Here is a 19,691-nt window from a genome sequence, read left to right as displayed (position 1 = left end):
TCATTCATCCCAATCTTGATCTTGCCATTCTTTGTCCAATACTTGCTCATAAGCTTCATGGACTTTATTTGGATAGACTTTGCGATTTTTTCCATAGATGTCTGTTCCGATGAAGAATTCCAATTGTTCGGTAAACCCTTCTCGATCCCATTCATCCCCTTGATACAAATGTCCGTAATTTTCAAAATCCCCAACAAAATCGGCTGGTGTTTCCGAAGTCCCGTAGCGTGCACTTTCTTGGAAACTGTCCTCTGTATCCTTCACTTCTTTATAACGTAGATGACGGAATGAATTTTTTGTTGGTGGTTCAAGAACTTGTTCTTCAACAGGGCGATCCGTTGCAGGTTGTTGTTCAGGTGAATGATCAACGCAATAAAGAGTGGACGGTATGGCTTCTAACCGTTCAAGTGGAATCGCTTTTCCGCAAACTTGGCAACGGCCGTATTCACCATTTTCAATTGCTTGTAGAGCTGCCTCAATTTTTCCGATTTCGCCCTCTGCATGGTCTTGGAGGGCCATGTCTTTTTCTCGTTCATATAACTCCGTACCTAAATCGGCTGGATGATTATCATACGAAGAAAGTTCACCAACATTTTCTCTTTCATTGACGGTGAACATGTTCAGTCTGTCTCGTTCATATTGTTGGGTAAGCTGTTGTTTTTCGTTCAATAATTGTTGACGAAAATGTTCGATTTTTTCTGGTGATAGCATTTTCTCACTTCCTTTATCCATCCATTTAGCTTTAGTATGAGCCAACGGTTAATAAATTAGTGATAAAAGAAAAAATCGGGGCATTCCCCGATATCTATTTGTTATAGGTAGCTACAAAGTAGGCCAATGGCAAATAATAGGCCGAAAAGTGTATTCGTTTGTGCAGTCGCTTTCATCGCAGGCATCATTTGAATTGGTTTCGTTTTTCCAATAAATCCTTTTACGGCTTTTACCGCTTTCGGTATACTTAAAAAGGTAATCATTAACCAAAGAGAGGTAATATTAAACGCAACTAGAACCATGACCCAAATGTAAGAGACGATAAACATTCCTGCTAACAATTTAATTGCCTTCGTACGGCCTATTAAAATGGCCAATGTTTTTCGTCCATTTTCTTTGTCTCCATCTAAGTCACGTATATTGTTCGCTAATAAAATGGCTCCAACGAGAAGAAAGCTTGGAACAGTGACCAAAATGCTTGTTACGTTAATAAATTCCGTTTGAATGTAAAACGAAATTAATATAATAAGCGTTCCCATAAAAAACCCTGCAGCTAATTCGCCAAATGGGGTATACGCAATCGGGATCGGACCACCTGTATAAAAATATCCCGCAGCCATACATACAAGTCCGATCACGGCTAACCACCAGGAAGTGTTCGCGCAAATATATACCCCTAATAATAAGGCAATAAAAAATAATGCATACGCTAAATAGAGCACCGTTTTTGGGGCAATTCCATGGCGGACGATAGCCCCGCCAATTCCAACAGATTGTTCATTATCCAATCCACGGATATAATCGAAATATTCGTTAAACATATTTGTCGCTGCCTGAATAAGGAGCGTTGCAATCATCATCGTTATAAATAACGAAAAGTTAATTTCCGTATATTGGATGGATAATGCAGTTCCTAAAAAAACAGGGACAAACCCAGCGGTCAAAGTATGTGGACGAGTTAATTTCCACCAAACTCCCCATCCACGATCATTAGAGACGCTAGGAGATGGTTGTCCTATCATATTTTCCTCTCCCTTGTAATTCGTTATCAATTTACTTGTTGCAATTTCGTTACAAAATAAAGTGTAGGTAAAGGGGTAAAACGTGTCAATGACTTTTTCATATGAACCATTTCTAACCATTTAGTCACTCTACTCGGAAACAAGGCCTATAATAGTATATAATAAGGTTAGAATCAGGTTTACGAAGTGGGAGTCCGTTGACACGTATTGATGTTGAGTGTATCTTTAAATAAGTTTGAGAACGTTTCGTGCTTTTTGGTTTGGGGGGATATTTTTTGACTACGATTTCAACCGTTGATATACAATTGGATGCTAAAGAACGTGCGCGTAAAGACCTATTGTATCGAAGTTCAGTGTTCAAAATTCCGTTTATTGACCCCCTTTCCTTTTATAAGAAAGGAAAGAAATGGTTTCAAGGAGAACGATTTTTTTGGAAAGATCCAGATGACGAGTTGATTATCGTTGGTTTAGGTATCGTTAAAAAAATTGAACTAATAGAACCTTCCGGTCGATTTGAAGCGTTACAAAAGAAATGGAACGATATTATAGAGAAAACGGTGATACAACATTCTTATAACGTTCCAGGAACGGGTCCTCTGTTGTTTGGAGGAATAAGTTTTGATCCGCAAATTGTCCCGTCCAACGAATGGATAGATTTTTCGCCAGTTATGTTTTATCTCCCATCCATTATGCTTACTGTTTACGATAACGAAACGTACCTAACAATGAACGGACCATTAACCGATCATTGGGAGAAAGAGCTGGAGAAACAAAAAGATTGGTTATTCAAACAGTTTGTTTTAGAGGAAGAAATTATAGAAGAACCAATACCGGCGATTGTTACCGTTAACGAGCCAAATGCGGAACAGTGGAAGGAAACCGTACGTCGTGTCATTAACCAAATTCAAACCGGTGAATTAGACAAAGTTGTCCTCGCTCGAAAAAAATACATTCAATTTTCGGAAGCGATTTTGTCCGATCGAGTATTACAGCGGTTGTGGGACGAACAGCATAAAAGTTTTATTTTTTCCTTGGAAGCGAACAAAAGTTGTTTTATCGGAGCTTCCCCGGAACGGTTAGTGCGTAAAATGCATCATGAAGTGCTTTCAACGTGCTTAGCTGGTTCGATTAAACGTGGGCTGACGATGGAAGAAGATGAGTCATTAGGAGAAGAATTGTTAAACGACCGGAAAAATGTTCAAGAACACAAATTTGTGGTCTCGATGATTCGTGACGTGATGGAAGCGCTTTGCTCGGAAGTTGATATTCCTGACGAACCGACATTAATGAAAACTCGAGATATTCAACATTTATATACGCCTGTCAAAGGATATACGGATGAGAAAACGTCGTTGCTTCAGTTTGTTCAAAGGTTGCACCCAACGCCTGCACTAGGTGGAGTGCCACGAGAGAAAGCGATGGAAACGATTCGAAAGGTAGAAGGAATGAACCGCGGCTTTTATGCTGCTCCGATTGGCTGGATGGATTATGAAGGAAATGGCGAATTTGCCGTTGCTATTCGTTCAGGCGTTCTACGAAATAACGAGGCGACTTTGTTTTCAGGTTGTGGTGTGGTAGCGGATTCTCAACCGGATAGCGAATTTCAAGAAACACGCATGAAGTTTCGGCCAATGTTACGTGCCATAGGAGGAACAGACGTATGAATCATGAAGAAGTGATGACCAATTATCTTTTCTCGTTCATCGATGGTCTCATTCAAGGAGGGGTCCGACACGCTGTTATTAGTCCAGGATCCCGCTCCACCCCCCTAGCGATGCTCTTAGCTGAACGTTCCCAAATCGGAACACACGTAATTGTGGATGAACGTTCAGCTGCTTTTTTTGCTCTCGGTATAGCAAAAATGTCCCAAGCACCCGTCGCGCTACTTTGTACATCCGGAACGGCAGCAGCGAACTATTATCCAGCTATTATTGAAGCAAAGTATGCTCGTGTTCCACTGATTGTGTTAACAGCCGACCGTCCGCATGAATTACGAGAAATTGGGGCTCCGCAAGCCATTGATCAGCTTTCGTTATACGGAAAACATGTGAAATGGCATGTCGATCTTGCCCTTCCGGAAGGGTCAGAGACGATGAAGCGATATGCGCAGGCAACGGCTGTGCGTGCGGTCACAGAATCCGTCCAGTCTCCTAAAGGACCTGTTCATATCAACGTGCCGTTACGTGAACCGTTAATTCCACATCTTGAGCAACAGGTAGACAAGTTAATCCCGCCGATGAAAATACATACCGGAATGCTGAGCATGAGTGTGGCGCAAGCGGATGAACTTGCCTCAATGCTCGAACAAAAACAGAAAGGGTTAATTATATGTGGTCCGTTAGATGACCCGTCATGTGCAGAATCAATTGTTCGTTTTGGAAAAAAAGTTGGTTTTCCAATACTGGCAGATCCATTATCCCAATTGCGTTCCCAATCGAGCATGCACGAAGAAATTATTGACTGTTATGATACGTTTTTACGAAATGAAGAGGTCAAAAAGACATATCAACCAGACATCGTGATCCGTTTTGGAGCGATGCCTGTTTCAAAAGCGTTACTTCTTTATTTACAAGAGCAGAAGGACGCTTATCATCTCGTTGTGGACGGTGGAGCGGGATATCGTAATCCTAATTTTTTAATGACGGAAATGATTTATTGTGAGGAACGAATATTCTGTGAAACGATGACGGAACGTGTAAAAATCCATCCGAACTTTGAATGGCTCAATCAATGGATTCAGTTAAATGCACTGACGAAAGGAAAGTTGCAATCTTTTTCAACCGAGGAACTCAACGAAGGTGAATTAGTCCTTCGAATGAGCCGTTTACTTCCAGAAGAGAGTTTGTTGTTTGTTGGGAATAGTATGCCGATACGAGATGTAGATACATTTTTTCATCAAGTCCCGAAAAATATTCGCATCCTTGCCAATCGAGGAGTAAACGGAATCGATGGGGTTGTCTCTAGTGCATTAGGTGCAAGTCTGTATGCGAAACAAGCATATTTACTCATTGGAGATTTGTCCTTCTTCCACGATTTAACAGGACTGTTCATAGCGAAAGCTTATCATCTACCGCTTACGGTCATTTTAGTAAACAATAATGGTGGAGGAATTTTTTCGTTCTTACCGCAAGCGAAATATCCGAAGCATTTTGAACAATTGTTTGGTACACCTTTACATTTATCATTTGAATACTTGGCCCATTTATATGAAGGGGAGTATCATCTCATTCACGATTGGAATCATTTTGAACAAGAATTGTCGAAAACCAATCAACAAGGATTACGCATTCTTGAAGTACAAACGAATCGTGAAAGCAATGCCGCCATCCACCGCCAATTATGGGCTAACGTATCAGAAATTTTGAGTTTGTTTGTAAAGGATGAGCATCTGTGAATGTTCGTGTGAATGGTGTAACGTACCATGTAAAAGTGAAAGGGGAAGGAAAGCCAGTTGTTTTACTGCATGGTTTTACGGGTGATATCACCTCCTGGGAAGATGTCCTTCCCTATTTCCCTTCTCGTTATCAATGGATTTTAATTGATATTTTAGGGCATGGGAAATCCGATCATCCTGAAGACCCAGCAAGGTACGATATTGTTAAAGTGGCCATTGATATTCGCGATTTGTTAGAAAAATTAGCTTATGAAAAAGTTCATATGATTGGCTATTCGATGGGTGGACGTCTTGCTCTCACATTTGCCGTGTTATTTCCAAACTGGGTAGAGACATTAATATTAGAAAGCGCTTCACCAGGGTTAGAGTTTCCAGAAGAACGAAAAGAACGTCAATTGGCGGATGCTCGTTTGGCAGATATGATATTACATAAAGGAATCGAGTTCTTTATTGATTATTGGGAGCGTATTCCGTTATTTGCGACCCAGAGTCAGCTGCCTGAGGACGTGAAAGAAAAGAAAAGAGCACAGCGAATGAAAAATCATCCGGTTGGTTTAGCCAACAGTCTTCTCGGAATGGGGACAGGAAGTCAACCATCTTGGTGGGACAAACTTACCAACCTCCATTTTCCAGTTCTATTATTGACAGGCAAAATGGACATGAAGTTTTGTCGGATTGCTGAGCGAATGGTTCAACGATTGCCTATGGCCCAACACGAGGTCATTGAGGGAGTAGGGCATACAATTCATATGGAACATCCAGAAAAGTTTGGTACAATAGTAGATAGGTTTTTAACAATACATAAGGGAGGTTCTCGTCATGGCCATTGAATGGGTAAAAGAGAGAGAATATGAAGACATTATTTATGAAACATACAATGGAATTGCTAAAATTACGATTAACCGTCCAGAAGTTCGTAACGCTTTTCGTCCAAAAACGGTGCAGGAGCTGATCGATGCATTTGCGTACGCACGTGATGATTCCAAAATTGGTGTCATTATTTTAACAGGTGCGGGAGATAAAGCGTTCTGTTCAGGTGGAGACCAAAAGGTGCGTGGTCACGGAGGATACGTAGGTGAAGATAATATTCCTCGTCTGAATGTACTGGACTTACAACGTTTAATCCGTATTATTCCAAAACCAGTGATTGCGATGGTGGCAGGCTATGCAATTGGAGGAGGACATGTTCTTCATGTCGTTTGTGATTTAACGATTGCTGCTGATAATGCGATCTTTGGTCAAACAGGTCCAAAAGTAGGTAGCTTTGATGCTGGATACGGTGCTGGCTATTTAGCACGAATTGTTGGTCATAAAAAAGCGAGAGAAATTTGGTATTTATGCCGTCAATACAATGCCCAAGAAGCATTAGAAATGGGGCTTGTCAATGCGGTAGTGCCGCTTGAGAAATTAGAGGAAGAAACAGTAAAATGGGCAGAAGAAATTTTAGAAAAGAGCCCTACAGCTATTCGTTTCCTAAAAGCAGCATTTAACGCCGATACAGATGGTTTAGCAGGATTACAACAACTCGCCGGCGACGCAACATTACTGTACTATACAACAGACGAAGCAAAAGAAGGAAGAGATGCATTTAAGGAAAAACGGAAACCAAACTTCGGTCAATTCCCACGTTTTCCATAAGAAAGTAAGGGGGTTCTCTCATCGTCTATGAGAACTCCCTTCTTCTTATGACGAAGGATATTGAGGTGAATCACATGACGACTACTATTCCGAATTGGTTACAGCAACGAGCATTTTTAACCCCCCATAGACGAGCTTTAACGTATGGTGATCGTTCCTGGTCGTTTGCGGAGTTGTACGAGGAAAGTAAGGTATGGGCATACAAATTAGCAGGAATAGGTGTGAAGAAAGAGGAAGCAATCGGAGTACTGGGAACAAATTGTCCTCAAACCATTTTTCTTCTTCATGCCTTGCAACAAATTGGGGCTAAAACGGTTTTACTAAATACAAGATTGACGGTTGAAGAACTCGTCTTTCAAGTGAATGATGCAAACGTAGAAAAAGTGATTCTTGATAATCAACTTCAATCTAAATTTGCTTCTTTGGAACAGGACCTTTTTGTTTGTACGTATGAACAATTAATGGAATTACCAGAGTTGCCATTAACATTACGTCATGAATTTTCACTAAATGAGATCTGTTCTATTATGTACACTTCAGGAACGACCGGTAACCCAAAAGGTGTGCAACAAACGTATGGGAATCATTGGTGGAGTGCAGTTGGCTCAGCATTGAACTTAGGACTTCACGAGAATGATGCGTGGTTATGCGCTTTACCGTTGTTTCATATCAGTGGTTATTCTATCTTGATTCGAAGCGTTATTTATGGAATCGAAGTGGTCTTAATGAAACAATTTGATGAAAAAAAGGCGAACGAATACCTTTGTTCAGGACATGCGTCCATCATGTCTGTAGTCGCCACCATGCTTGACCGAATGGTACGAGAATTAGGTGACAACGTATATCATCCGCGTTTTCGTTGTATGTTGTTAGGCGGAGGACCGGCACCAAAATCGTTATTAGAACGGTGTATAGATAGACAAATCCCGGTATTTCAAACATACGGCATGACAGAAACAGCCTCCCAAGTCGTTACTTTATCACCGGAACATGTTTTTTCAAAACTCGGATCAGCTGGGAAACCACTGTTTCCTGTACAAATCGAAATACGAGTAGACGAGAGGGTAGCTACACCGAATGAAGCTGGAGAAATTGTAGTCAAAGGCCCGAATGTGACCCCTGGATATCTGAATCGGTCGGACGCTAACAACGAGCGGTTCCAAAATGGATGGTTTTTTACCGGGGATTACGGGTATTTAGATGATGAAGGGTTTTTGTATGTGTTAGATCGCCGTTCCGACCTCATTATTTCTGGTGGTGAGAATATCTATCCAGCGGAAATTGAATCGGTTCTTCATTCCCATCCGGCTGTTCTAGAAGCAGGGGTGATTGGGATTGACGATGATGTATGGGGGCAAGTCCCGTGTGCGTTTGTTGTTTTAGCTAGCGGAGTATCAATGGAGGAATTAAAAAATTATTGTACCAAACGATTAGCGAAATATAAAATTCCGAAAAAATTTATCGTCGTGGATGAATTACCTCGAAATGCCTCTAACAAATTAATGAGGCGCAAGCTGAAAGAATGGATAAAGGTGAACGAACATGCAGGTACGTAACGTACAACTATACGTCATTGAAATGCCTTTAAAAAAACCGTTCGAAACCCATTTAGAAACGGTATCCAAACGCGAAAGTATTATTGTTGAACTAACGGATGATGAGGGCCGGCGAGGATACGGTGAGGTGGTTGCTTTTTCGACCCCTTGGTATACCGAAGAAACGGTCATCACTTGTTATCATATGTTGAAGGATTTGCTAGTTCCGATCGTTTTAAATCGTGAGTGGACCCATCCAAATGAACTAACCTCATTATTTTCGGCTATCAAAGGCAACCGGATGGCGAAAGCTGGCATCGAAACAGCGATATGGGACTTATTTGCCAAGTCACAACAAGCGCCGTTATTTCAAGTACTTGGTGGAAACCGTGCCACCATTCCCGCAGGTGTCGCAATTGGAACGACTGATGTAAAAGCTATGTTACGGCAAATAGAGACGTATTTGGACGAAGGTTATCAACGAATTAAGCTGAAAATTATTCCTAATCAGGAGTATGAAATGCTATCTAAAGTCCGACAGTACTTTCCGGATGCTCCAATAATGATTGACGCCAATGGTGCGTATTCGTTTCACGATGATGTTGACCGCTTAAAAGCGTTAGACGATTTTGGTTTATTAATGATCGAGCAACCGTTTGGGAACAAACATTTTATCGAACATGCAAAGCTACAAGAACAAATCAAGACGCCGATCTGTTTAGATGAAAGCATTGCTTCGATAGAAGATGTAAAGTTAGCAATTCAATTAAATAGTTGTCGTCTTATAAATATTAAGGTCGGACGAGTAGGTGGTCTAGCTGTAGCAAAAGCGATACATGACTACTGCTTAGCGGAACAAGTTGGTGTTTGGTGTGGTGGTATGCTGGAGTTTGGTGTATCCAGAGCTCATAACATTGCCTTGTCTACTTTGGAAGGTTTCCAAATCCCGGGGGATCTTTCGGCTTCTCGCAGGTATTGGGAGCAGGATATTATTGAACCGGAGGTAGAAATTGACCATGGGAAGATTTATGTTCCTACTACTCCAGGCATTGGGTTTGAAATCAATAAGAAACGTTTGAAGCAAGTATGCACTTATAATGAGTCGTTTTTAGCCAAATAAAAAGGGAACAAGTACGTTCCCATTGAAAAAGAGTAATTATTGAGTAGGTTTAAATGTTTTACAGTCAGTTTCTTCGCTATTTTCAGCTTGTTTTCCGCGATGGCTTATCACATAAATTTGGTCAGCACCACAGCGATTACCTTGTTCCCAATACGTACAGTTATTGACTTCACAAAGTACATCTTTTGCCATTTGATTCACTCCTTTAGATGAGGGTTCAACATTAGAATGTGTGTATCTGATGCAAAATATACTGGTCGTCTTAGGAAACGATTAAGTAAAAAAATACTTATTCCATTTAGTGAATAACGTATACCAAACGGCCATAAACTACGATGAATCCTCTTTTATAATGACCGTTTCCGACAAAATAGATGAAAAAAATCGGAATTAACGATATAATAAAATATACAGTCCTCTTGAAGAGGCAAATTTAAAGAGGAGTGATAGGATTATGCCATCTGTTGAAAGTTTTGAGTTAGATCATTGTGCGGTAAAAGCCCCTTATGTTCGTCATTGTGGTGTTCATAAAGTTGGTTCTGATGGGGTCGTAAATAAATTTGACATTCGTTTTTGCCAGCCAAACAAGCAAGCAATGAAGCCAGATGCTATTCATACATTAGAACATTTATTAGCGTTTACGATTCGTAAGCATGCCGAAAAATACGATCATTTTGACATTATTGACGTATCCCCAATGGGATGTCAAACAGGTTACTACTTAGTGGTAAGCGGTGAACCAACTGTTGAAGAAATCATTGACTTGTTAGAAGATACAATGAAAGATGCACTTGAGATTACGGAAGTTCCTGCAGCGAATGAAAAACAATGTGGTCAAGCGAAACTTCACGATTTAGAAGGTGCAAAACGTTTAATGCGCTACTGGCTACAACATAGTAAAGAAGAATTAAAACAAGTATTTGCATAATGTATTACCTATACGGCCATTTCCTAAATCCAATAGGAAATGGCCATTTCATTTTAATCATTTAATTGTAGATATTTCAGATGCGAAACCGATGAAGATGGGGAAACAATCTCCTTCCCAGTATTCCAATAAAGGTAGACAAAAAGTGTAATATATTTTAATATTGAAATTGATAATCATTTTCGTTTAGATAATATTACAATATCGAATATTAATTTTAAGATTGGGACAGACCTATTTAGATTTAGCCCATCAAATCGAAGTTTTAGAACAAATCATCAATATCATCGAACAATCCTCATGTTGCTTCTTTAATTAAATCAGGCGGCACACCTAATCATTATTGTCAATGGTCGAGAATATAAAGAAGGAATATTAGAATATATTTTTTACAGAAGAAACACTCAGGAAATATTTAGAATAGAATGTCGCATCATTCAGGATCCAGTGACAGGTTTACCGATGTGTGTCTCAGTTGGCATATGTAATGAACGAAAACAAAGAAAAAGTGACCTCTTTTCTGAAAAATACTAGTTGGAGGCAAAACGAATGGATGTTTTAGAAGCGATAAAAAAAAGAAGAAGTATTGGGAAGGTAAAGCCTGATCCCGTCGATAAACAATTGATCAATCAAGTGTTAGAGGCTGCTACTTGGGCTCCTAATCATCACCTAACAGAGCCTTGGAAGTTTTTTGTGTTAACAGGAGAAGGAAGGAGACTTCTTGGAAGAACGCTTGCGGAAATTGCAGAAGAAACAATAGCTGACACAAATGAGCAGGAGCGACAAGTAAAATTAAAGAAAATAGAGGAAAAGGCATTTCGGGCTCCGGTTATTATTACCGTTGCAGCCGTTCCGTCATCTAATCCAAAAGTTGAGTATATCGAAGAAATTGGAGCAGTAAACGCAGCCATTCAAAATATGTTACTTGCTGCCCATGCGCTTGGACTAGGTGCCATCTGGAGAACGGGAAAAGCGTGCTATCATCCGAAAATGAAGAAGTGTTTTGGACTATCGGATAGAGACGAAGTTTTAGGATTTATTTATATCGGCTATCCCGATCTTCCACCAAGAATGGGTAAGAGAACTTCTTTCGAAGACAAGACGATATGGATTGATTCCGATCAAAAGGTTTAATTCTGTTATTTAAATATCATCAATATGAATGTCCGGGTGGTCGCTAACCAGCATCTTAGCGACTCCGGACATTAGTAGTTTAGATAGAAGTTTACTCCTTTTTTAGAAGCTCCAAATTTCTTGCCGTCTCACTTATTTCTACTTCTTTCCAAACATAAACCAAACCATCACTTGAATATCGAAATAACTGAAAAATTCTTTTACGTATTTTTTATATGTTTGCCTCCAATTACCATTTCGTAAGTACTAATTTAATATACTCTTCGTTAGCCTCATTAATGATAGTTCCATGATTCATGAGAACAAAAGGTGAATATGAAAAAAACATTAAGTAAAAACTTCATGTATGTATTGGTGAAAAATCGTACTTAATAACAGATACAAGGAGATAGCTCAGAAATGTATCGTGAAAAAATATTTGATGTGGTTATTATAGGAGGAGGACCTGCTGGGTTAAGTGCTGCACTCGTATTAGGTCGTTCCCTTCGAAATGTCGTATTAATTGATGAAGGTAAGCCAAGAAATAGGGTATCGCACGTATCAAATGGGTTTCTAACTAGAGACGGAATTCATCCTATAGAACTCAGAAATATAGCTCATAAAGAATTAAATAAATACGAAACCATAAAAAGAATTGATAATCATGTTGTAGATGTTACAAAAAACAATGGGTTGTTCCATACTTTTACCCGCGATGGTCACGTCTTTCTAAGTCGCAAAGTCATATTTTCTACAGGAATAAAAGATCACTTACCGGATATACCAGGATTACAGAAAGTGTATGGAACTTCAGTTTTCCCTTGTCCTTACTGTGATGGATGGGAACGACGATATGAGCCCTTGGCTGTGTTTGGAAATGGTGAATTTCTTCTCCATTTTGTTAAGCTCATTTATCATTGGAGTAAAGATGTAATCGTGTTTACGAATGGACCTGCTAAAATGAATGAAGAAAGGCAAGAATTAATTCAGCGTAACATTCGCCTCATTGAATCTCCCATCGTTGAACTTCAATCCCACAATGGTTTGTTACATCATGTCGTACTAGCTACTGGCGAAGCGATTCACCGAAAAGGTGGTTTTCTTATGGATACTGGTGGGAACCAAGCCACAATGATTCCAATGAAATTAGGAGTCCCCATCAATGAAAAGGGAGGATATGAAACAAAGGAACACGGTAAAACAAATGTCGATGGACTTTATATTATCGGAGATGCGAAAAATTTGTTTACAGGGTTAATTTGTGCAGCGGGTGAAGGGTACGAAGCAGGGGTAGCGATTAATCATGAGTTAGTAGAAGAGGATTGGAATATAGGGATATAAAGGCTTAATTTGGGTTGGAAACAATAGGTAAGAATATTCAATTTAAGGAGACTTTTTATAACCATGTATTGTTTACAAAGGAACGTCTTGATTCGATGTTTCTATTTTGACGGTAGTGGCTACTTTTATAAGAGAAACGATTTGTTTAGGAAATCCTTCTAGTTACGATACTATTTTTTGGACCTGTCTTTTTTACAAAAAAATTTTCAATAAGCAGTTTGTTATTTAGATGACCCAGGCCTCCTATTACCCTCATGCGCAGTAACTTTTTCTTTACGATGATTCCGTTTGGTATGATAATAATAATAGGAGGAGGTTAGTTACATGGTTTTTACTGTACTTGTGATTTCTATTATCATTATTTTCCTTGTGATTCTTTTAAGCGCCCTTACCACTTCGAAAGCATATCAATATAAGCATACGGTGGATCCGATTGATAACAATCCGCATCTTGAAAACATGCGTACAACTAACGATTCGAAATGAAACAAGGGAGTGTAGTTTCCGGCATAATTGCTGGAGCTATTTTTTTATAGGAGGTATTTTTATTGAAATCTGTCTTACTTAAAGGGATTCGGTTTTATCAAAAATTTATATCGCCACTAAAACCTCCGACATGCCGTTTTTATCCGTCTTGCTCCCATTATGGAATGGAGGCAATTGAACGATTTGGAGCGATAAGAGGAGGATGGTTAACGATCAAACGAATATTAAAATGCCATCCGTTTCATCCAGGTGGAGTGGACCCTGTTCCTCAAGAATGGCCAAATCGGAAAAAACATGATTGAGTTCTAGATATTCTTTTAGTAGTTTAGTAAGCTACGGCATGTTTTTTATAATGATTCCATTTTATGGTGATATTGAAGTACTGTAGCAAGCATTAAATTAAACTCTGTCGATACGGGCCATGTTTTTTGTATTTGACTTAATAAAATCGAATCAATATGTAATGAGTAGGTAAAGTTGTCTGGAATTTGAGATACCTATTTCTAAATTGTTGTAAAAATTATCATAAGTATATAAAATTTGGTTGTGTTCTCTTAATTCTCTCAAATGAATTTGTTACAATAAAAGAAAAAAGGGGAATCACAATGAATCTTTCTTCTATAATGGGAAAACAAGTCGCTGAACTGCAACATACGTTAAACTTGAATTTGTTGAAAAGTCAAATGGCGACTCAAACTGCGCAAGTCACCACGATGTTGGAAGATTTACGGGAAACAAATCAACACGTTGCTCCCCATCCGTATAAAGGCAAAGTAGTGGATATACAAGCGTAATCGTTAATGGAGGTGTAGCTGTGAGGCTGCACCTTTCTTTTTACTCGTAAATTTCCCTTTTAAGCTCTCTACTAAGTAAAGACGAATAAAGTAATGCAATTCTTCATCTGTCATTTCTCCCACTAGCCGTAATAAATCCTTGCGATTATAGACATCTAAGACCGCGAACGTTAACATATCTAATTCCTCTTCATTCAATTGTGCCTCTGTTCCTAATAAATGATACAACTCATCTACAATTTTCACTAGTTGTCCTCCTTTCAAAGATTCTGTACGGCACATCTTGTTTTATCGTTACATATAATGTAAAGCACAGTTTTATTACTAGTGTACCCTTTTTTTACAATCTATCCGTGTGACGAAAGGAGGACATCGGTATAAAAATAAATGGATTTTTTGCTGTCGCTTTCGCTTCTTTTGCATCTTTCGGAGGCTATATTATTGGGGGAATTGATTCGCTTGTTCTTGTTTTATTTGGTATTGTTCTTCTTGATTACATTACCGGAATGATTGCCTCTTTTATCGAAGGAACGTTGTCTAGTAAAGTAGGTTTAAAGGGCATTGCGATGAAAATTTTTATATTTGCCGTAGTGGCTACCGCTCATTTTATTGATTCACTGATTTGGGAAAACAATATGCTTCGTGATGCGACCATTTTTTTCTATATTCTTAATGAAGTCATTTCTATTTTGGAAAATGCGGGTCGTGCTGGGCTACCGATTCCAACATTTTTAGTAAATGCTGTCGAATTATTAAAACAGAAAGTCAAATCAAAAAATAATTCGAAAAAATAAAGAATAAGAATGAAGCGATTGAGGGAAACGATAAACAAGGATTGAAAAAAGGAGATGGAACAGATGCCTGAAGAAAAAAGAACATACTACATTTCCATCGGACACGGAGAAATTATGCAAACGTCAACGGATTCTCCATGGGATTTTAAAATTGAGGCGACAGATCAAGAAATTACACAACTCCGGGAACTATTCGATTCCAACTACTCTACAGATATTCAAGCCTTTTATCGTTCGCATGTTCCATATATCCAATATCATTATGATAAAGAGAATGATGCCTATGATAAAAACTTGAAACGGATTTATGAAATGATTTATAAGTTGGGAGATGAAGAAGCGAAAAATCATATTGAATCCATGGGCATTTTATCCCCTTAGATTTTCCGTACTGCGAATTCTTCTCAATCCATTTATAATAAGAAGAAAAACGAGAAGAGTGTGAATGATGAAGACGTTTACGGACCAAATCGGGCAAACCGTGACATTATCTTTTGAAAAAGACCCTTTCCAAGAAGAGCCTACCCACGTCTTGGTAATTACGATGTATAAAGGGCAATGGTTGTTAACCGACCATCCTATCCGTGGTCACGAATTCCCTGGGGGGAAAGTAGAAGAAAACGAAACAGTAGAAGAAGCGGCAAAAAGAGAAGTATTTGAAGAAACTGGGGGAATTGTTACCGATTTAACGTACGTCGGACAATATAAAGTGCAATCCGAGTCCTCCAGCTTTGTTAAAGCGATATTTTTCGCTAATGTCACTTTATTAAAAGAGAAAAAAAGCTATATGGAAACGAATGGTCCAGTTCTTGTGAGAGGAAATCTTCTTTCCTATATTCAACAAGACCATGTTAGTTTTATCATGAAAGATGATGTGCTTCGTAGTACGTTAACGTATTTAAAAGAACGAAATTTTATTTAAAAACGCCTAGTAAATACAAATCACGAGTTCGTTCAGCGAAGCTTTTAAAAATTAAGGGTCAGCATGAATATTTTCGATGCTGGCCCTTCATTGTTAATCCAACATGCGATCTTTTATAATTACCCGTTCGACCCAATGGACAAGCTGATACATTAACGTAGCAAAAAGGGCGACTAAAAATAACGCAAGGAGTACAAGGGTAAAATTAAATACTTGAAATCCATATATAATTAAATACCCTAAGCCACGGTTGGAGACGAGAAATTCTCCAACGATGACTCCTATCCACGAGAGACCGACATTGACTTTTAATGTCGAAATGATGGTTGGGAAGGAAGCAGGTAAGATCGCTTCAGTAAAAATTTGACGTTTCCTTGCACCAAACGTTTTTAGCATTTTGATATAATTCTCGTCGACTTCTTTAAAGGAGCTATAAACTACCAGTGTGGTAATAACGACGGAAATGATCATGCCCATGCCGATAATGGATATCATGCCTGGCCCTAGTACGACGATAAAGATAGGGCCAAGAGCGACTTTCGGCATAGCGTTAAGGACGACTAAATATGGATCGGATACTTTTGAAAAGGTCGGAAACCACCATAACGTCGCTGCCATCGTTGTTCCAAGAATCGTTCCGAAAAGAAAGCCGAAAATGGTCTCGATAATGGTGATCAATAAATGGGAAAATAAGCTTCCATCTGTCACTTTATCAATCAGTAGGGCGAGTACTTTGCTAGGTGAACTAAAAATTAATGGGTCAATGAATTGGGAAGTGCTCGCTAGTTCCCAACATGCAACGAACAAAATAAAAATGAGTAATTGGTAGGTCCGAACTTTTCGTTTTATTTTCTTTTGTTTTTCCAAAAATTGTCGGTGTAGTATTTCATTATCCTGATGGTAAGCCAATGTTCTCAAGCTCCTTCCAAATGGTGTGAAACATGGTATGGAACTTCGGATGGTTGCGAGCTTGGAACGGTGGTAACGCCCGAATTTCTTCTGGTACATTGAAAATTTGATGAATTCTACCAGGACGAGGAGATAGAAGAACGACGCGATCACTCATCCCAATCGCTTCTTGAATGTCGTGAGTGACAAGTACGGCCGTTTTTTGAAAAGACTTCAGCGTATCAGCGACTAGGTCCTCCAATTTGAGCTTTGCTTGATAATCAAGAGCTGAGAATGGTTCATCTAACAGGAAAATTTTAGGGTCAACGACAAGCGTTCGAACAAGAGCAACTCGTTGTCGCATCCCTCCAGATAGTTGGCGCGGAAACATGTTTTCTACACCTTCAAGACCGATATGGTGAAGTAATTGAATAGCTTGTTGTTCTTTTTCCGCGTTTAAGTCGTTTTTAAGTTTTAATCCAATTAAGATATTATCTTTAATCGTTTTCCACGGAAGTAAATAGTCTTGCTGAAGCATGTAGCCAATCGAATTTTTTAGGTGATTAACGGGTTCATTTTCAATTAAAACTTCTCCTCGTGTTGGGGATAATAATCCTGAAATGATCGTCAAAAGGGTCGTTTTCCCGCATCCACTTGGGCCGATGAGGGAAACGAACTCCCCTTTTTCAATTTCTAAATTGATGTCTTCTAGTGCTGGTGTAATAGACGTTGGTGTAAAATACGTGTGAGAAATGTTGCGAAGTATTAAAAAGCTCAAGCTATTCACCTCTATTCATTGACTACTTTTTCGGCAATTTCCGTGTTCACTAGCACTGAATGAGGAATCCGTTTTGGAAGTTCAGATGCTTCCTCCATAATATCTTGAAGATGATTCCACTCTTCTTCGTCCAATATTGGATTTGTTGCATAAGAGCCTTGCTGTTGATAGCGTTCCACGACCGTTTCAATGATGTCTAAACTTGTATCTTCAAAGTATGGTTGAATGACTTGGGCAATTTCTTTAGGGTGATGCGTTTCCACCCATTGTTGCCCGCGATATATGGCTCGTGTAAATTTCTCAATTAAGTCCGCATCTTCTTGAATCAAACTTTGTTTTGCCATATACGTTGTATATGGAACGTGCCCAGATTCTTCACCGAAAGAAGCAATGATATAACCAATTCCTTCTTTTTCAAAAATCGATGCAGTCGGTTCGAACAATTGGACAAAATCTCCTGTTCCTGATGCAAAAGCATTAGCGATATTGGCAAACTCAATGTTTTGAATTAAATGTATGTCGTTTTGTGGGTCGATTCCGTGTTGTTTTAAAACAAATTCACCAACCATTTGCGGCATGCCGCCTTTTCGTTGTCCAAGGAAGGTTGTTCCTTTCAATTGATCCCAGGTAAAATTGTCTATTGGCTTTCGAGAGACGAGGAAGCTTCCATCCGTTTGTGTTAATTGAGCAAAGTTAATAACCGGGTCACTTGCTCCTTGAGCATACACATAAATCGTAGTTTCCGATCCAACGAGGGCGACATCGGCTCCATTTGAGAGGAGAGTCGTCATTGTTTTATCTCCTCCCCATGTCGTCGTTAGCTCAATGTTGATCCCTTCATCAGCAAAAAAGCCTTTTTCAATGGCGACATATTGGGGAGCATAAAAAATAGAACGCGTAACTTCAGCAACACGGACAGTTTGTAACTCTTGGTCTTGCTTACAAGCACTCAGTCCAAATGTTAGGGTGCCGATAAGGAATAAGAAAAAGAACCATTTTTTTTTGTTCATCCAGTTTACCTCCTTTAAGGTTCCATAAAGTTTGCTAACATAGTGTATGAGAAGTAAAAAAATATGTGATAGCCCAACATATAAAAATTGGAGTGAATGATGTTGAAGGATGGACAAATCATTTCCAAACACCCGTTCCCATCCCCTCATCCGAATATACGGTTATTTCTAGTAACGTATTGGTCAAGGGGACTCAAAGTAAAAGGGTTGTTAGCCGAACCTAAAGATGAACGTTCTTACGATGGCTTTTTATATTTGCGAGGAGGGATAAAAAACGTTGGCAAAGTTCGGCCGGCTAGAATTATTCAATTCGCGGCGGAAGGGTTTATCGTGTTTGCCCCATTTTATCGAGGAAATCAAGGTGGAGAGGGGAACGAAGATTTTGCCGGCGATGATCGGCATGATGCGTTTTCCGGTTACGAATTATTACGTCAACATCCACGGGTTAAAGAAGGGTGCATTCATATCTTTGGTTTTTCGCGCGGGGGAGTGATGGCATTGCTAACCGGGCTTGAGAAAAAGGATACTGCATCTTTAGTCACTTGGGGCGGTGTGTCCAATATGGTTTTAACGTATGAAGAACGGAAAGATTTACGGCGAATGATGAAGCGAGTGATTGGGGGAACGCCACGGAAGTATCCTGAACGCTATGCTTGGCGAACGCCGTTAAATCAAATGAATGAGTTGCATTGTCCTGTTTTAATTATTCATGGGGCAAAAGATGAAAATGTCTCCATTCAACATGCCTATGAGTTAGAAGAAGCGTTGAAGCGCGAACGAAAGTGCGTTGAAACGTGGTATTTTCCTACTTTTAATCACTATTTTCCACCTGCAGTCAATCGAAAAGTTGTAAAAGAATTATGTCAATGGATGAAAAATCAAACGCTTTCATGGTACGATAAAAGCAAGAATGATGAAGGGGAGAAGAAGTATGGGAATGCCGTTGGAATTACAAACGATAATCGTTACGAACGGTCAAGAAACACGAATTGACGGAGAAGAAAAAAATTTGTTTCGATTAGAAAAAGAAGGGTACCGGTTATACCCATTGGACGTACCGATGGATATTCGGAAAACGAAAGAAAGTGATTCAAGTGGAACGGCTATCATCCGCCGTTTGCAATGGGAAAGTGGAAAAACCGTTATTTATTATGAATTAGTCTCATTAAATTCCACAAATTAAAAGAGGTCTCTTTTATGCACATAACCCTGTCAAG

General features: G+C 39.3%; 24 protein-coding genes. 17 read left to right on the top strand and 7 right to left on the bottom strand.

Annotation, left to right across the window (positions count from 1 at the left end):
• Complete coding sequence (locus ABES52_RS15770) at positions 1-711, bottom strand: TraR/DksA C4-type zinc finger protein (protein WP_429652207.1); 711 nt, start codon at positions 709-711, stop codon at positions 1-3.
• 101 nt (positions 712-812) lie between these two features.
• Positions 813-1,733, bottom strand: coding sequence for a 1,4-dihydroxy-2-naphthoate polyprenyltransferase (locus ABES52_RS15765; protein WP_429652205.1), 921 nt, complete (start codon positions 1,731-1,733; stop codon positions 813-815).
• A 275-nt stretch (positions 1,734-2,008) separates the two neighbouring features.
• On the opposite strand from ABES52_RS15765, the gene ABES52_RS15760 reads away from it, so the two are divergent.
• The 6 genes from ABES52_RS15760 (at position 2,009) to menC (ending at position 9,420) form a co-directional block, all read left to right on the top strand.
• A complete protein-coding gene (locus ABES52_RS15760; RefSeq protein ID WP_429652203.1) occupies positions 2,009-3,397 on the top strand; it encodes an isochorismate synthase in 1,389 nt (462 codons plus the stop codon).
• Positions 3,394-5,127 (top strand): 2-succinyl-5-enolpyruvyl-6-hydroxy-3-cyclohexene-1-carboxylic-acid synthase, encoded by a 1,734-nt coding sequence (gene menD, locus ABES52_RS15755; RefSeq protein ID WP_429652201.1) that lies wholly within the window; start codon positions 3,394-3,396, stop codon positions 5,125-5,127. Before ABES52_RS15760 ends, menD begins: the two co-directional genes overlap by 4 nt.
• Entirely contained in the window at positions 5,124-5,957 is an 834-nt protein-coding gene (gene menH, locus ABES52_RS15750) for a 2-succinyl-6-hydroxy-2,4-cyclohexadiene-1-carboxylate synthase (protein WP_429652199.1), read from the top strand. The genes menD and menH overlap by 4 nt, the downstream gene beginning before the upstream one ends.
• Complete coding sequence (gene menB / locus ABES52_RS15745) at positions 5,947-6,765, top strand: 1,4-dihydroxy-2-naphthoyl-CoA synthase (protein ID WP_429652198.1); 819 nt, start codon at positions 5,947-5,949, stop codon at positions 6,763-6,765. The genes menH and menB overlap by 11 nt, the downstream gene beginning before the upstream one ends.
• A gap of 74 nt (positions 6,766-6,839) precedes the next feature.
• Complete coding sequence (locus tag ABES52_RS15740; RefSeq protein WP_429652197.1) at positions 6,840-8,321, top strand: o-succinylbenzoate--CoA ligase; 1,482 nt, start codon at positions 6,840-6,842, stop codon at positions 8,319-8,321.
• Positions 8,308-9,420 carry an o-succinylbenzoate synthase gene (menC, locus tag ABES52_RS15735; RefSeq protein ID WP_429652195.1) on the top strand — a complete coding sequence of 371 codons (1,113 nt, stop codon included), beginning with the start codon at positions 8,308-8,310 and terminating at the stop codon, positions 9,418-9,420. Before ABES52_RS15740 ends, menC begins: the two co-directional genes overlap by 14 nt.
• Positions 9,421-9,456: 36 nt before the next feature.
• Here menC and ABES52_RS15730 read toward each other — a convergent pair whose 3' ends face one another.
• On the bottom strand, positions 9,457-9,612 hold the full coding sequence (locus tag ABES52_RS15730; RefSeq protein ID WP_429652193.1) for a DUF1540 domain-containing protein: 156 nt from the start codon (positions 9,610-9,612) through the stop codon (positions 9,457-9,459).
• A 262-nt stretch (positions 9,613-9,874) separates the two neighbouring features.
• Between ABES52_RS15730 and ABES52_RS15725 the strand changes: the two genes are divergently transcribed.
• The 6 genes from ABES52_RS15725 (at position 9,875) to ABES52_RS15700 (ending at position 14,082) form a co-directional block, all read left to right on the top strand.
• Positions 9,875-10,348: an S-ribosylhomocysteine lyase gene (locus ABES52_RS15725; RefSeq protein WP_429652192.1), complete on the top strand. Its 474-nt coding sequence runs from the start codon at positions 9,875-9,877 to the stop codon at positions 10,346-10,348.
• Positions 10,349-10,897: 549 nt separating this feature from the next.
• Positions 10,898-11,482, top strand: a complete 585-nt coding sequence (locus ABES52_RS15720) for a nitroreductase family protein (RefSeq protein ID WP_429652190.1) — start codon at positions 10,898-10,900, stop codon at positions 11,480-11,482.
• 399 nt (positions 11,483-11,881) lie between these two features.
• Positions 11,882-12,802 (top strand): NAD(P)/FAD-dependent oxidoreductase, encoded by a 921-nt coding sequence (locus tag ABES52_RS15715; RefSeq protein WP_429652189.1) that lies wholly within the window; start codon positions 11,882-11,884, stop codon positions 12,800-12,802.
• A gap of 324 nt (positions 12,803-13,126) precedes the next feature.
• On the top strand, positions 13,127-13,288 hold the full coding sequence (gene ytzI / locus ABES52_RS15710; RefSeq protein WP_429652187.1) for a YtzI protein: 162 nt from the start codon (positions 13,127-13,129) through the stop codon (positions 13,286-13,288).
• Positions 13,289-13,350: 62 nt separating this feature from the next.
• On the top strand, positions 13,351-13,590 hold the full coding sequence (yidD, locus tag ABES52_RS15705) for a membrane protein insertion efficiency factor YidD (RefSeq protein ID WP_429652186.1): 240 nt from the start codon (positions 13,351-13,353) through the stop codon (positions 13,588-13,590).
• 303 nt (positions 13,591-13,893) lie between these two features.
• Entirely contained in the window at positions 13,894-14,082 is a 189-nt protein-coding gene (locus ABES52_RS15700) for a polyribonucleotide nucleotidyltransferase (protein WP_429652184.1), read from the top strand.
• Between the two features lie 3 nt (positions 14,083-14,085).
• Here the strand turns inward: ABES52_RS15700 and ABES52_RS15695 are convergent, their stop codons facing one another.
• Positions 14,086-14,328: a DUF6154 family protein gene (locus ABES52_RS15695; protein ID WP_429652182.1), complete on the bottom strand. Its 243-nt coding sequence runs from the start codon at positions 14,326-14,328 to the stop codon at positions 14,086-14,088.
• Between the two features lie 125 nt (positions 14,329-14,453).
• On the opposite strand from ABES52_RS15695, the gene ABES52_RS15690 reads away from it, so the two are divergent.
• The 3 genes from ABES52_RS15690 to ytkD all read left to right on the top strand — a co-directional run bounded on the left by ABES52_RS15690 (position 14,454) and on the right by ytkD (position 15,798).
• Positions 14,454-14,876 (top strand): phage holin family protein, encoded by a 423-nt coding sequence (locus tag ABES52_RS15690; RefSeq protein WP_429652217.1) that lies wholly within the window; start codon positions 14,454-14,456, stop codon positions 14,874-14,876.
• 63 nt (positions 14,877-14,939) lie between these two features.
• Complete coding sequence (locus ABES52_RS15685) at positions 14,940-15,257, top strand: hydrolase (RefSeq protein WP_429652180.1); 318 nt, start codon at positions 14,940-14,942, stop codon at positions 15,255-15,257.
• Between the two features lie 67 nt (positions 15,258-15,324).
• Positions 15,325-15,798 carry an RNA deprotection pyrophosphohydrolase gene (gene ytkD / locus ABES52_RS15680; protein ID WP_429652178.1) on the top strand — a complete coding sequence of 158 codons (474 nt, stop codon included), beginning with the start codon at positions 15,325-15,327 and terminating at the stop codon, positions 15,796-15,798.
• A 93-nt stretch (positions 15,799-15,891) separates the two neighbouring features.
• Here the strand turns inward: ytkD and ABES52_RS15675 are convergent, their stop codons facing one another.
• From ABES52_RS15675 to ABES52_RS15665, 3 genes are read right to left on the bottom strand one after another with little or no spacing between them, the layout of a single operon-like run.
• Entirely contained in the window at positions 15,892-16,707 is an 816-nt protein-coding gene (locus ABES52_RS15675; RefSeq protein WP_429652176.1) for an ABC transporter permease, read from the bottom strand.
• Entirely contained in the window at positions 16,688-17,464 is a 777-nt protein-coding gene (locus tag ABES52_RS15670) for an ABC transporter ATP-binding protein (protein ID WP_429652175.1), read from the bottom strand. Before ABES52_RS15670 ends, ABES52_RS15675 begins: the two co-directional genes overlap by 20 nt.
• Positions 17,465-17,475: 11 nt before the next feature.
• Positions 17,476-18,474 (bottom strand): ABC transporter substrate-binding protein, encoded by a 999-nt coding sequence (locus ABES52_RS15665; RefSeq protein ID WP_429652174.1) that lies wholly within the window; start codon positions 18,472-18,474, stop codon positions 17,476-17,478.
• A gap of 96 nt (positions 18,475-18,570) precedes the next feature.
• On the opposite strand from ABES52_RS15665, the gene ABES52_RS15660 reads away from it, so the two are divergent.
• Both ABES52_RS15660 and ABES52_RS15655 read left to right on the top strand, forming a co-directional pair.
• Positions 18,571-19,467, top strand: a complete 897-nt coding sequence (locus tag ABES52_RS15660) for an alpha/beta hydrolase family protein (protein ID WP_429652172.1) — start codon at positions 18,571-18,573, stop codon at positions 19,465-19,467.
• Positions 19,406-19,657 carry a DUF2584 domain-containing protein gene (locus ABES52_RS15655; protein WP_429652170.1) on the top strand — a complete coding sequence of 84 codons (252 nt, stop codon included), beginning with the start codon at positions 19,406-19,408 and terminating at the stop codon, positions 19,655-19,657. The genes ABES52_RS15660 and ABES52_RS15655 overlap by 62 nt, the downstream gene beginning before the upstream one ends.
• The last annotated feature ends 34 nt before the right edge of the window (positions 19,658-19,691 follow it).

This window comes from Aeribacillus pallidus (assembly GCF_050478865.1).
GTDB lineage: Bacteria > Bacillota > Bacilli > Bacillales > JACDOC01 > JACDOC01.
The sequence above is the reverse complement of the archived record's forward strand: the minus strand, read 5'-3'. Positions and strand labels throughout refer to the sequence as shown.